The organism is Pantoea sp. Tr-811 (assembly GCF_011752535.1).
GTDB lineage: Bacteria > Pseudomonadota > Gammaproteobacteria > Pseudomonadales > Pseudomonadaceae > Aquipseudomonas.
The window spans coordinates 1-15,460 of the sequence record NZ_VWXJ01000038.1; the positions used below are offsets into that span (position 1 = coordinate 1).

The 15,460-nt window shown below is 61.1% G+C and carries 3 protein-coding genes; 2 read left to right on the forward strand and 1 reads right to left on the reverse strand.

What is annotated here, in order from left to right; all coding sequences use genetic code 11:
• The first annotated feature begins 11 nt into the window (after positions 1–11).
• Positions 12–13,496: an immunoglobulin-like domain-containing protein gene (locus F3J44_RS29040; protein ID WP_205300255.1), complete on the forward strand. Its 13,485-nt coding sequence runs from the start codon at positions 12–14 to the stop codon at positions 13,494–13,496.
• Positions 13,497–13,651: 155 nt separating this feature from the next.
• Positions 13,652–13,993, forward strand: a complete 342-nt coding sequence (locus F3J44_RS29045) for a tryptophan synthase subunit beta (protein ID WP_167277925.1) — start codon at positions 13,652–13,654, stop codon at positions 13,991–13,993.
• Positions 13,994–14,074: 81 nt separating this feature from the next.
• Here the strand turns inward: F3J44_RS29045 and F3J44_RS29050 are convergent, their stop codons facing one another.
• Positions 14,075–15,439, reverse strand: coding sequence for an HlyD family type I secretion periplasmic adaptor subunit (locus F3J44_RS29050; RefSeq protein ID WP_205300256.1), 1,365 nt, complete (start codon positions 15,437–15,439; stop codon positions 14,075–14,077).
• Between the last annotated feature and the right edge of the window lie 21 nt (positions 15,440–15,460).

Sequence of the window (15,460 nt, forward strand, 5' to 3'; positions counted from 1 at the left end):
ACAACACCAACGTGCCGCTGACCAACAGCATCACCGGTGTGACTGGCGGTAACTACGAGAAGCTGGAAACCGCTGGTACTCCAAGCACCGTGGTGAACGACGATCCGTCGAACCTCGACAATACCGGGCTGAGCCTGACTGCCACTGGCACCGTCCAGGAAGGCGGCCAGATCGTCTACACCGCTACCCTGACCAACCCGGCTGGCACCGAAATGAAGGTGACCCTGAGCAACGGTGAGACCATCACCATCGCCAAGGGCCAGACCGAAGGCAGCATTACCGTTCCGGCTCCGGCTAACACCGTGTACGTCGACGCCGGTAATGTCAGCGTGACTGTGACCGGCACCACCGGCGGCGATTTCGAGCAGCTGAATGTCAGCTCGACTCCAGCAGTCACTTCGGTGACCGACACCATCGACACTTCGACCGTCACGCTGACCGCTACCCCTTCGGTTACCGAAGGCGGCACCGTGGTTTACACCGCGACTGTCACTGCTCCAGTAACTGGCGCTCCGCTGGTGGTTTCGCTGGCTAACGGCCAGACCATCACCATCGCCGTGGGCGACAGCTCCGGTTCGGTCAACTTCGTTGCACCGAACAACGTCTACAACACCAACGTGCCGCTGACCAACAGCATCACCGGTGTGACTGGCGGTAACTACGAGAAGCTGGAAACCGCTGGTACTCCAAGCACCGTGGTGAACGACGATCCGTCGAACCTCGACAATACCGGTCTGAGCCTGACTGCCACTGGCACCGTCCAGGAAGGCGGCAGCATCGTCTACACCGCTACCCTGACCAACCCGGCTGGCACCGAAATGAAGGTGACCCTGAGCAACGGTGAGACCATCACCATCGCTAAGGGCCAGACCGAAGGCAGCATTACCGTTCCGGCTCCGGCTAACACCGTCTATGTAGACGCGGGCAATGTCAGCGTCACCGTAACCGGCACTACGGGCGGCGACTTCGAGCAACTGAATGTCAGCTCGACTCCAGCAGTCACTTCGGTGACCGACACCATCGACACCTCGACCGTCACGCTGACCGCCTCACCAAGCGTGACCGAAGGCGGCACTGTCGTTTACACCGCGACCGTTACTGCTCCAGTAACCGGCGCTCCGCTGGTGGTTTCGCTGGCTAACGGCCAAACCATCACCATCGCCGTGGGCGATAGCTCCGGCTCGGTCAACTTCGTTGCACCGAATAACGTCTACAACACCAACGTGCCGCTGACCAACAGCATCACTGGTGTGACTGGCGGTAACTACGAGAAGCTGGAAACCGCTGGTACTCCAAGCACCGTGGTCAACGACGATCCGTCGAACCTCGATAACACCGGCCTGAGCCTGACTGCCACCGGCACCGTCCAGGAAGGCGGCCAGATCGTCTACACCGCTACCCTGACCAACCCGGCTGGCACCGAGATGAAGGTCACCCTGAGCAACGGTGAAACCATCACCATCGCCAAGGGCCAGACCGAAGGCAGCATTACCGTTGCTGCACCGGCTAACACCGTCTACGTCGACGCCGGTAATGTCAGCGTGACCGTGACCGGTACTACTGGCGGCGACTTCGAGCAGCTCAATGTCAGCTCGACTCCAGCTGTAACGGCCGTAACCGACTCGATCGACACTTCGACCGTCACCTTGACTGCCACTCCTTCGGTCACCGAAGGTGGTGTAGTCACCTATACCGCTTCCGTAACGGCACCGGTTACTGGCTCTGCCCTGGTGATCTCGCTGGCCAACGGCCAGAGCATCACCATTCCGGTCAATGCCACTTCGGGTTCGGTGGACTTCATCGCCCCGAACAACGTCTACAACACCAATGTGCCGCTGACCAACAGCATCACTGGTGTGACTGGCGGTAATTACGAACATCTGGAAACTGTCGGTAACCCAGTCACTACCGTCACTGACGACCCGGCTCGCCTGGACAACACTGGCCTGAGCCTGAGTGCCACCGGCACCGTCCAGGAAGGCGGCCAGATCATCTACACCGCCACGCTGACCAACCCAGCTGGCACCGAAATGAAGGTGACCCTGAGCAACGGTGAAACCATCACCATTGCCAAGGGCCAGTCCGAAGGCAGCATTACCGTTCCTGCACCGGCTAACACCGTCTACGTCGACGCCGGTAATGTCAGCGTGACTGTGACCGGCACCACCGGTGGCGATTTCGAGCAGCTGAATGTCAGCTCGACTCCAGCAGTCACTTCGGTGACCGACACCATCGACACGTCGACCGTCACGCTGACCGCCTCGCCAAGCGTGACCGAAGGCGGCACTGTCGTTTACACCGCGACCGTCACTGCTCCGGTTACCGGCACCCCGCTGGTGGTTTCGCTGGCCAACGGCCAGACCATCACCATCGCCGTGGGCGATAGCTCCGGTTCGGTCAACTTCGTTGCACCGAACAACGTCTACAACACCAACGTACCGCTGACTAACAGCATCACCGGTGTGACTGGCGGCAACTACGAGAAGCTCGAAACCGCTGGTACTCCAAGCACCGTGGTGAACGACGATCCGTCGAACCTCGATAACACCGGGCTGAGCCTGACCGCTACTGGCACCGTTCAGGAAGGCGGCCAGATCATCTACACCGCCACGCTGACCAACCCAGCTGGCACCGAAATGAAGGTAACCCTGAGCAACGGTGAAACCATCACCATCGCCAAGGGCCAGACTGAGGGCAGCATCACCGTTCCGGCACCGGCTAACACCGTCTACATCGACGCGGGCAATGTCAGCGTGACTGTGACCGGCACCACCGGTGGTGACTTCGAGCAACTCAATGTCAGCTCGAACCCAGCTGTAACCGCTGTTACCGACTCTATCGACACTTCGACCGTCACGCTAACCGCTACCCCTTCGGTCACCGAAGGTGGCACCGTGGTTTACACCGCGACTGTCACTGCTCCAGTTACCGGCACCCCGCTGGTGGTTTCGCTGGCCAACGGTCAGACCATCACCATCGCCGTGGGCGATAGCTCCGGTTCGGTCAACTTCGTTGCACCGAACAACGTCTACAACACCAACGTGCCGCTGACCAACAGCATCACCGGTGTGACTGGCGGTAACTACGAGAAGCTGGAAACCGCTGGTACTCCAAGCACCGTGGTGAACGACGATCCGTCGAACCTCGATAACACCGGGCTGAGCCTGACCGCTACTGGCACCGTCCAGGAAGGCGGCCAGATCGTCTACACCGCCACGCTGACCAACCCAGCTGGCACCGAAATGAAGGTGACCCTGAGCAACGGTGAGACCATCACCATCGCCAAGGGCCAGACCGAAGGCAGCATTACCGTTGCTGCACCGGCTAACACCGTCTATGTAGACGCGGGCAATGTCAGCGTCACCGTAACCGGCACTACGGGCGGCGACTTCGAGCAACTGAATGTCAGCTCGACTCCAGCAGTCACTGCCGTGACCGACACCATCGACACTTCGACCGTCACGCTGACCGCTACCCCTTCGGTCACCGAAGGTGGTGTAGTCACCTATACCGCTTCCGTAACGGCACCGGTTACTGGCTCTGCCCTGGTGATCTCGCTGGCCAACGGCCAGAGCATCACCATTCCGGTCAATGCCACTTCGGGTTCGGTGGACTTCATCGCCCCGAACAACGTCTACAACACCAATGTGCCGCTGACCAACAGCATCACTGGTGTGACTGGCGGTAATTACGAACATCTGGAAACTGTCGGTAACCCAGTCACTACCGTCACTGACGACCCGGCTCGCCTGGACAACACTGGCCTGAGCCTGAGTGCCACCGGCACCGTCCAGGAAGGCGGCCAGATCGTCTACACCGCTACCCTGACCAACCCAGCGGGCACCGAAATGAAGGTGACCCTGAGCAACGGTGAAACCATCACCATCGCCAAGGGCCAGACTGAGGGCAGCATCACCGTTCCTGCACCGGCTAACACCGTCTACGTCGACGCCGGTAATGTCAGCGTGACTGTGACCGGCACCACCGGTGGCGATTTCGAGCAGCTGAATGTCAGCTCGACTCCAGCAGTCACTTCGGTGACCGACACCATCGACACGTCGACCGTCACGCTGACCGCCTCGCCAAGCGTGACCGAAGGCGGCACTGTCGTTTACACCGCGACCGTCACTGCACCCGTAACTGGCGCTCCGCTGGTGGTCTCCCTGGCCAACGGCCAGACCATCACCATCGCCGTGGGCGACAGCTCCGGTTCGGTCAACTTCGTTGCACCGAACAACGTCTACAACACCAACGTGCCACTGACCAACAGCATCACTGGTGTGACTGGCGGCAACTACGAGAAACTGGAAACTGCGGGCAGCCCAAGCACCGTGGTGAACGACGATCCGTCGAACCTCGACAATACCGGTCTGAGCCTGACTGCCACTGGCACCGTTCAGGAAGGCGGCAGCATCGTCTACACCGCTACCCTTACCAACCCGGCTGGCACCGAGATGAAGGTGACCCTGAGCAATGGTGAAACCATCACCATCGCCAAGGGCCAGACCGAAGGCAGCATTACCGTTCCGGCTCCGGCTAACACCGTCTATGTAGACGCGGGCAATGTCAGCGTCACCGTAACCGGCACTACTGGCGGCGACTTCGAGCAGCTCAATGTCAGCTCGACTCCAGCTGTAACGGCCGTAACCGACTCGATCGACACTTCGACCGTCACCTTGACTGCCACTCCTTCGGTCACCGAAGGCGGCACCGTGGTTTACACCGCGACCGTTACAGCGCCGGTAACTGGCGCTCCGCTGGTGGTTTCGCTGGCTAACGGCCAAACCATCACCATCGCCGTGGGCGATAGCTCCGGTTCGGTCAACTTCGTTGCGCCGAACAACGTCTACACCACCAACGTGCCGCTGACCAATAGCATCACTGGTGTGACCGGTGGCAACTACGAGAAGCTGGAAACCGCTGGTACTCCAAGCACCGTGGTGAACGACGATCCGTCGAACCTCGACAATACCGGTCTGAGCCTGACTGCCACTGGCACCGTTCAGGAAGGCGGCCAGATCATCTACACCGCCACGCTGACCAACCCGGCTGGCACCGAAATGAAGGTGACCCTGAGCAACGGTGAGACCATCACCATCGCTAAGGGCCAGACCGAAGGCAGCATTACCGTTCCGGCTCCGGCTAACACCGTCTATGTAGACGCGGGCAATGTCAGCGTCACCGTAACCGGCACTACTGGCGGCGACTTCGAGCAGCTCAATGTCAGCTCGACTCCAGCTGTAACGGCCGTAACCGACTCGATCGACACTTCGACCGTCACCTTGACTGCCACTCCTTCGGTCACCGAAGGCGGCACTGTGGTTTACACCGCGACCGTCACTGCACCAGTAACTGGCGCTCCGCTGGTGGTTTCGCTGGCCAACGGTCAGACCATCACCATCGCCGTGGGCGATAGCTCCGGTTCGGTCAACTTCGTTGCACCGAACAACGTCTACAACACCAACGTGCCGCTGACCAACAGCATCACTGGTGTGACCGGTGGCAACTACGAGAAGCTGGAAACCGCTGGTACTCCAAGCACCGTGGTGAACGACGATCCGTCGAACCTCGACAACACCGGCCTGAGCCTGACTGCCACTGGCACCGTCCAGGAAGGCGGTCAGATCGTCTACACCGCCACGCTGACCAACCCAGCTGGCACCGAAATGAAGGTCACCTTGAGCAACGGTGAAACCATCACCATCGCCAAGGGCCAGACTGAAGGCAGCATCACTGTCCCGGCACCGGCTAACACCGTGTATGTCGATGCTGGTGAAGTGAAAGTAACCATCGCCGGCACCACCGGTGGCGATTTCGAGCAACTGAGCGTCAGCTCGAATGCCGCCGTCACTGCGGTGACCGATACCATCGACACTTCGACCGTCACCTTGACTGCCACTCCTTCGGTCACCGAAGGCGGCACCGTGGTTTACACCGCGACCGTCACTGCTCCGGTTACCGGCACCCCGCTGGTGGTTTCGCTGGCTAACGGCCAGACCATCACCATCGCCGTGGGTGATAGCTCCGGCTCGGTCAACTTCGTTGCGCCGAACAACGTCTACAACACCAACGTGCCGCTGACCAATAGCATCACCGGTGTGACCGGTGGCAACTACGAGAAGCTGGAAACCGCTGGCAACCCAAGCACTACCGTCACCGACGATCCAGCTCACCTGGATAACACCGGCCTCAGCCTGACTGCCACCGGCACCGTCCAGGAAGGCGGTCAGATCGTCTACACCGCCAAGCTGACCAACCCAGCTGGCACCGAAATGAAGGTCGCCCTGAGCAACGGTGAAACCATCACCATCGCCAAGGGCCAGACTGAAGGCAGCATCACTGTCCCGGCACCGGCTAACACCGTGTATGTCGATGCTGGTGAAGTGAAAGTAACCATCGCCGGCACCACCGGTGGCGATTTCGAGCAACTGAGCGTCAGCTCGAATCCCGCCGTCACTTCGGTGACCGATACCATCGACACTTCGACCGTCACGCTGACCGCTACCCCTTCGGTCACCGAAGGCGGCACCGTGGTTTACACCGCGACCGTCACTGCTCCGGTTACCGGCACCCCGCTGGTGGTTTCGCTGGCCAACGGCCAGACCATCACCATCGCCGTGGGTGATAGCTCCGGCTCGGTCAACTTCGTTGCCCCGAACAACGTCTACAACACCAACGTGCCGCTGACCAACAGCATCACCGGTGTGACCGGTGGCAACTACGAGAAGCTGGTTACCGCTGGCAACCCAAGCACCACCGTCACCGACGATCCAGCTCACCTGGATAACACCGGCCTGAGCCTGACTGCCACTGGCACCGTTCAGGAAGGCGGTCAGATCGTCTACACCGCCAAGCTGACCAACCCAGCTGGCACCGAGATGAAGGTGACCCTGAGCAACGGCTCCACCATCACCATCGCCAAAGGTGCCACCGAAGGCAGCGTGACGGTCGATGCGCCGAAAAACACCGTGTACGTGGATGCAGGTAGCGTCAGCGCGACCATCACCGGCACCACCGGTGGTGACTTCGAGAAGTTGAGCGTCAGCAGCACCCCGGCTGTAACGGCCGTGACCGACACCATCGACACCAGCACCGTGACGCTCACCGGCACCCCGAGCGTGACCGAAGGCGGCGTAGTCACCTACACCGCCACCGTCTCTGCGCCGGTAACCGAGAAAGCGCTGGTAATCAGCCTGGCCAACGGTCAGTCCATCACCATCGCCGTCGGTGAAAGCTCCGGCTCGGTCAACTTCGTTGCACCGAACAACGTCTACAACACCAACCCGACGCTGACCAACAGCATCACCGGTGTAACCGGCGGCAACTACGAGAAACTGGTTACCGCTGGTACGCCAAGCACCACGGTCACCGACAACCCGAACAACCTGGACACCACCAACGTCAGCCTCACCGCGACCGGTACCGTCCAGGAAGGCGGCCAGATCACCTACACCGCCAAGGTCAGCAACCCGACCGGCACCGAAATGAAGGTGACCCTGAGCAACGGCTCGACCATCACCATCGCCAAAGGTGCTACCGAAGGCAGCGTGACCGTCGATGCGCCGAAAAACACCGTGTACGTCGATGCCAGCACCGTCAGCACGACCATCACCGGCACCACCGGTGGTGACTTCGAGAAGCTGAACGTCAGCACCACCCCGGCTGTAACGGCCGTGACCGACACCATCGACACCAGCACCGTGACGCTCACTGCCACCGGCAGCGTGGTCGAAGGCGGCACCGTGGTGTACACCGCGACCGTTACCGCACCGGTAACCGAGAAAGCGCTGGTGATCAGCCTGGCCAACGGCCAGACCATCACCATCGCCGTGGGTGACAGCTCCGGCTCGGTCAACTACGTTGCGCCAAACAACGTCTACAACACCAACCCGGCGCTGACCAACAGCATCACCGGTGTGACCGGTGGTAACTACGAGAAGCTGGTCACCGCTGGCAACCCAAGCACCACGGTCACCGACAACCCGAACAACCTGGACATCACCAACGTCAGCCTCACCGCGACCGGCACCGTCCAGGAAGGCGGCCAGATCGTCTACACCGCCAAGCTGACCAACCCAGCTGGCACCGCGATGACCGTGAGCCTGAGCAACGGATCGACCATCACCATCGCCAAAGGTGCTACCGAAGGCAGCGTGACCGTCGATGCGCCGAAAAACACCGTGTACGTCGATGCGAGCAACGTCAGCGCGATCATCACTGGTACCACCGGTGGTGACTTCGAGAAACTGAACGTCAGCAGCACCCCGGCTGTTACGGCCGTGACCGACACCATCGACACCAGCACCGTCACGCTGACCGCGACCCCTTCGGTCACCGAAGGCGGCGTCGTCACCTACACTGCCACCGTGACCGCACCGGTCACCGTTGCGCCGTTGGTGATTTCCCTGGCCAACGGCCAGAGCATCACCATCGCTGTCGGTGCAAGCACTGGCTCGGTCAACTTCGTTGCCCCGAACAACGTCTACAACACCAACCCGACGCTGACCAACAGCATCACCGGTGTAACCGGCGGCAACTACGAGAAACTGGTTACCGCTGGCAACCCAAGCACCACGGTCACCGACAACCCGAACAACCTGGACACCACCAACGTCAGCCTCACCGCGACCGGTACCGTCCAGGAAGGCGGCCAGATCACCTACACCGCCAAGGTCAGCAACCCGACCGGCACCGAAATGAAGGTGACCCTGAGCAACGGCTCGACCATCACCATCGCCAAAGGTGCTACCGAAGGCAGCGTGACCGTCGATGCGCCGAAAAACACCGTGTACGTGGACGCCAGCACCGTCAGCACGACCATCACCGGCACCACCGGTGGTGACTTCGAGAAACTGAACATCAGCAGCACCCCGGCTGTAACGGCCGTGACCGATACCATCGACACCAGCACCGTGACGCTCACTGCCACCGGCAGCGTGGTCGAAGGCGGCACCGTGGTGTACACCGCCACCGTTACTGCACCGGTCACCGTGGCGCCGCTGGTGATTTCCCTGGCCAACGGCCAGACCATCACCATCGCCGTGGGCGAAAGCACAGGCTCGGTCAACTACACCGCGCCGAACAACGTCTACACCACCAACGCGCCGCTGACCAACAGCGTCACCGGCATGTCCGGCGGCAACTACGAGAAACTGGTTGCCGTCGGCACGCCGAGCACCACGGTGAACGACGGTCCGAACACCAAGGACACCACCACCCTTGGCTTGACGGCCACTGCCACCGTCCCAGAAGGCGGCCAGATCACCTACACCGCCAAGCTGAGCAACCCGGCGGGCACCGAAATGAAGGTGATCCTGAGCAATGGTGAAACCATCACCATCGCCAAGGGCCAGACTGAAGGCAGTGTGACTATCAATGCGCCTGCAGATGACCCTTACATCGATGCAAGCACCCTGAAGGTCAACATCACCGGTTCCACCGGTGGCGACTTCGAGGTGCTGACCATTGATGCGGCTTATGCCGAAACCAAGGTTACCGACACCATCGACAACACCGGTCTGAGCCTGAGCGCTACCCAGACCGTCGCCGAAGGCGGGCAGATCACCTACACCGCCACCTTGACCAACAAGGCCGGCACGGCCATGGACATCACGCTCAGCAACGGTGCGGTGATTCACATCGATGCCGGCGCGACGACCGGTAGCGTGAAGGTCTCGGCGCCTGCCGATGACGTGTACATCAGTGCAGGCAGTGTTTCGGCCACGATTACCGGCACCACGGGCGGTAACTTCGAGCAATTGACCGTAAGCAACAAGGCGGCGGTTACTGCCGTCACCGACACCATCCAGACCACGACCCTGAGCATCGATGGCACCGCTGCCGTTGCCGAGGGCAATACCGCGACCTACACCCTGACCTTGACCAACAAGGCTCAGACCGATGTCGTCGTGAAGCTTGTGTACTCCGGCACTGCCACCAACGGGGCCGACTACACCGGTGTGGCCACGGTGACCATCAAGGCCAATAGCAGCCAGGCCACCTTCACCATCCCGACCATCAAGGACAACATCACCGAAGGCACCGAGCAGTTCACGGTCAAGATCGACTCGGCCACCGGTGGCAACTTCGAAAACCTGGCCATCAGCGGCACCGCTGGCAGCGTCACCACGCAGATCTTCGAGCCAGCCCCAGTACTGGACCTGGACGCCAACGACTCCAGTGGCAAGACCGGCGCCGACTACCAGACCACCTTCACCGAAAAAGGCGCAGGCGTGTCGATCGGTGATGTCGACGTCACCATCTTCGACTTCGACAGCACCATGCTGACCGGCGCCACCGTGACCCTGACCAACCGTCAGCCAGGCGATGCGCTGAACCTGGGCAACAGTGTCAACGGCATCAGCATCAACGCCAACAGCACCGACGGCAAAGTGGTACTGACGCTGAGCGGTACCGCTACGCTTGCCGACTATATTCAAGCGATCAAGAACATCACCTTCATCAACAGCAGCTATGACCCGAGCACCACGCCGCGGATCATCACGGTGACGGTGACCGATGGCGTCAACACGTCGAACACCGCGACCACCACGGTCAATGTGATCGCCGTCAACGATGCGCCAACCACCACGGGCGGCGCGGTGACCGGCACCGAAGACACCGACCTGGTTCTGGCCTGGAGCGACTTCAACGTCACCGACGTCGATTCGCCGCTGACCAGCCTGGGTATCATCATCAACAAACTGCCGGATGCCGGCACGTTGAAACTGCTGGTGGGCTCGACCTGGACTGACGTGAAGGCCGGCCAAACCATCAGCCAGGCCGATATCGCGGCCGGCAAGCTCAAGTTCGTGCCGCTGGCCAACGAATCGGGCATTGACGGCTACGGTGGTACTGGCGTGGGCAACAAGCAGGCCGACTACGCGCAGATCAAGTACACGCCTACCGACGGCAAGGACGCGGGTAACCAAGCCACGCTGAAAGTGGACATCACTCCGGTGGCCGACAAGCCGACCCTGAGCATCGGCAGCAACAGCGTCAACTCGCTGGGCCTGGTCAAGGAAACCTGGACCAGCCTCACCGGGCTGGGTACCAACGGTAACGGCATCACCGGTGATGCGCTGAAAGCCGTGTTCGCCAACTCCGGCAAAGCAGGCAAGACCGAGACGGTGACCACGGCCGACACCACGGCCAGCATCACTGCAGGCTCAGGCTCCAAGACTTCGGGCCTGATCTACCTGGAAGCCGGCAAGACCTACACCTTCAGCGGCACCGCCGACGACAGCCTGCAGATCGTGATTGGCGGCAAGAACGTTGCCGGCGCCACCTGGGCCAACGCCAGCGGCACCATCACCGGTAGCTTCACGCCGACCACCAGTGGCTACTACACCCTGGAAATCTACAGCGCCAACCAGGCCGGCCCTGGCAGCCTGGACGTCAACATCCAGGTGGGCAGCGGCGCGGTCACCGACCTGAGCAGCGCCAACATCCCGATGTACCCAAGCGTTGCCGCACTGGCCAACGCCGGGGTGACCGTGTCCGACCTGCACGGCAGCAACGGTGTGGGTTACTACGATGGCTACAAGCTCAACGAAGGCGGCGAGAACGGTGCTCCAGTCAAACTGGCGAGCATTACCACTGCGCTGACCGACACTGACGGCTCGGAGAAACTCAGCGTCAAGCTTTCCGGAATTCCGGAAGGCTCGGTGCTGGCCGACAGCGCGGGCCACACCATCACCGTCGGCAGCGGCGCGGTGGACGTTACCGGCTGGAACCTGAGCAGCCTGACCATCAAGCCGCCGGCCTACTACCAAGGCCAGTTCGACGTGAAGGTCAGCTCCACCGCGACCGAAAGCGTCGGCGGCAGCACCGCCACGACCGAGGGCACCATCAAGGTCACGGTCTATCCGCAGACCTACACCACCAGCAACCTGTCGTCCGACAGCGACACCATCAGCGGTACCGATGGCAACGACATAATCGTGTCGGACGTCAACGGCCTGCACGTAGTGCCGGGCCAGAACTACAACATCGCCTTCATCGTCGACACCTCGGGCTCCATGGGTTCGTCGGGCGTGAGCGCGGCCAAGACCTCGCTGGAGTCGGTATTCAAGACCCTGGCCGCCAGCGTCAAGGGCTCCCAGTCGGGCGTGGTCAACATCCTGCTCGTGGACTTCGCCACCCAGGTCAAGAGCACCGTTTCGGTCACCCTCAACGATGCGGGCCTCAAGACCTTGCTCGCGGCCTTGAACACCCTGCAGTCCGGTGGTGGTACCAACTACGAGGATGCCTTCAAGACCACCGCCAACTGGTTCCAGCAGCTCAAGGATGCAGGTAGCACCGGCAGCAACCAGACGTTCTTCATTACCGATGGCAAGCCGACCTACTACCAGACCGGCGAGCAGACCAACCCAACGCTCGGCAAGTCTGGCGTCCTGCTGGACGATTACCTCGCGTCGATCAGTTACAAGGCGGGCATGACCGTCAACGCCTACATCAACAGCACCAACTACATCTCCATCGACAGCAGCGGCAACCTGCAAGTGCAGACCTACACCAACAAGAACGGGTGGAGCTACAGCACTTCAGGCCAGCTGCATGCCGAAGGCAATGGTGGTTATGAGCTGTCGACATTGGCCGGTACCGGTAATACGACCACCACCAACACGACCACCAATTCGACCGACAGCTTCAAGATTCTCGCGGCGTTGTCCGATGTGGAAGCGATCGGCCTGAACAGTGACGTCAACACCACGGACCTGAAACCGTACGACACCGATGGCAAGCCGCAGACCAACATCGACCCGAGCAAGCTCGCCGATGCCATTCTCGGCCACACCGAAGCCACCACGCCGGGCAACGATACGGTCAACGGCGGCGACGGCAACGACATCATCTTCGGCGACCTGGTGACCTTCCCGTCCATTGCCGGTACGGGTGTGGAAGCCATTCAAGCCTATGTCGCCAGCAAGACCGGTGTCGATATCGGCGACGTGGACGCGCGGGCCATGCACAAGTACGTCAGCGAGCACTACACCGAGTTCGACATCTCGGGGACCAACGACGGTAACGACACCCTGTTGGGTGGCGCAGGCAATGACATCATCTTCGGCCAGGGTGGCAACGACTACCTCGATGGCGGCAAAGGCAATGACATCCTGCTGGGTGGCAGTGGCAACGACACCCTGATCGGCGGCCCGGGTGATGACATCCTGGTCGGCGGCAGCGGTGCCGACCTGTTCGTGTGGAAAGCAGGTGACTACGGCAACGACGTGATCAAGGACTTCAAGGCCAGCGAGGGCGACCGCCTCGACCTGCGTGATCTGCTGCAGGGCGAGACGGCAAGCACCATCGACAATTACCTGAAGATCACCACAGTCGATGGCACTTCGACCTTGCAAGTGAGTTCCGAAGGTAAGTTCAACGCTGGCGGTACCGCGGACGTCACCATCAAGCTCGAAGGGGTTAACTGGTCGAACACCACTGTCAACTCGCTGATCAGCGGCGCAGACCCGACCATCAAGGTCGACCACTGACCCGTTTCCTGCGGTGGCCTGATCTGGCCACCGCAGGAACGGTCTTCCCTGCCACCCTCGCGCAGCGCATACTCACGCGCCGGGCTCCCCTGCCTGGTGAACTTTCCCGTGCTGCGGATAACCAACAAGGAACCATCGTGACGAGGGATGACGCCATGTTCTACGTGCAACGCAGCGCCGACGGCCAGTTGCTGCGGGTAGAAGCTGCCCCCTATGCCGAGTACACGGAAACGCTCCCGGCCGACCATACCGACATCCTCGAATGGTTTGCCGACGATGTGGTCGAGAACAGCCTGCGCCAGCTCAAGCAGAGCGACCTGGACATGATTCGCGTACTGGAGGACTTGATCGATGTGCTGACCACCAAGGGTGTGATCAGCATCACAGACCTGCCCGCCGGCGCCCAGGCGAAGCTGCTCAACCGCTCCACGGCACGCCAGGCACTGGGCAGCTTGAACAACCTGATTCAGGAAGATGAAGACGGCGGGTTGATCTAAGCCAGGCGTTGGACGCCGGCGCGCCCCTGGGGGAGCAGGCGTACCCGCTCACACAGGGGTTTCAGACCGCCCTCGCCCTTGTCAGCGCTCGCGAAGCGCCTCGGTGCGGGACTTGATGATCGGCTTGAGCAGGTAGCTCATGATGGTCTTCTTGCCGGTTTTGATGTCCACCGTGGCGATCATGCCGGGGATGATCTGCAACGGCTTGTCGTCAGTGCCCAGGTGGCTCTTGGTGGTACGCAGGCGAACGGGGTAGTAGGTGGTCTTCTTGTCTTCGTCGGTGATGGTATCGGCGCCAATCTGCTCCAGCTTGGCCTCCAGCCCGCCGTAAATGGTGAAGTCATAAGCCGTGAACTTGACCATGGCTTCTTGCCCCAGGTGCAGGAAGGCGATGTCCTTGGGCAGGATTTTCGCCTCGATCACCAGTGAATCGTCCAACGGCACGATCTCGATGATGTCGCTGCCGGGCTGAATCACCCCGCCAATGGTGTTGACCAACAGCTGCTTGACGATGCCACGCACCGGTGAAGTGACCAGCGTGCGGTTGACGCGGTCATCCAGTGCCTTGGTCGTGGCAGTGGCCTTGTTCAGATCGGTGCGGGCCTCGTTGAGCTGGGTGAGGGCATCGCTGCGGAACTTACCGCGGGTTTCCTCGACTTTGCTCTGCACCTCCCTCACCGCCGCTTCGGCGCGGGGGATGGCCAGTTCGGTGGCGTCCAGCTCGCCACGGGTTTCCACCTCGGAGCGGCGCAGGCGCAGGATCTCGACCTGGGAAACCGCGCCTTTGGCCATCAGCGGTTCGGACAAGGCGATTTCCTGCCGCAGCAATTGCAGGCTGTTGGCGTACTGGGCACGCTTGGAGTTGAACTCGCGCAGCTCTTGCTGTTTCTGCACCAGTTGCTGTTGCAGGCCACTAACCTCGTCGCTGAGCTGCTGACGCCGGCTGTTGTACAAGGCTTCCTCGCTGGCCGCCTGGCTGGGGGCTGCCTGGCGCAGTTTCTCGTCGATGTTCAGCGGGGTGTTTTCGACCTCGGCGCTCAGGCGCTCGACACGCAGGGCCATGGCTACACGCTCGGCCTCGGTCTCGCCTTTGTTGGAGATGAAACGTGTCTCGTCCAGGCGCAGCAACGGCTGGCCGACTTCGACCACCTCCCCTTCCTTGGCGTAGATCTCGGCAACGATACCGCCTTCAAGGTTCTGCACTTTCTGCACTTTGGACGACGGAATGGCCTTGCCCTCGCCGCGAGTGACTTCGTCGATGGGCGCAAAACAGGCCCAGACGATCAGAAGCAGGAAGAATGCGATCACCCCCCAGATGGTCAGGCGCACTATGCGTGGTGCGTCCTCGATCAGCGCCTTGTTGACCTCGGGCAGCGGCTGCCCGTTGAGCGATTCGGAGCCTTTGAAATAGCGACGAAGGCCGTCCTTGAACCGACCGATATCCAGCTTATGCAACACTGATCTGCC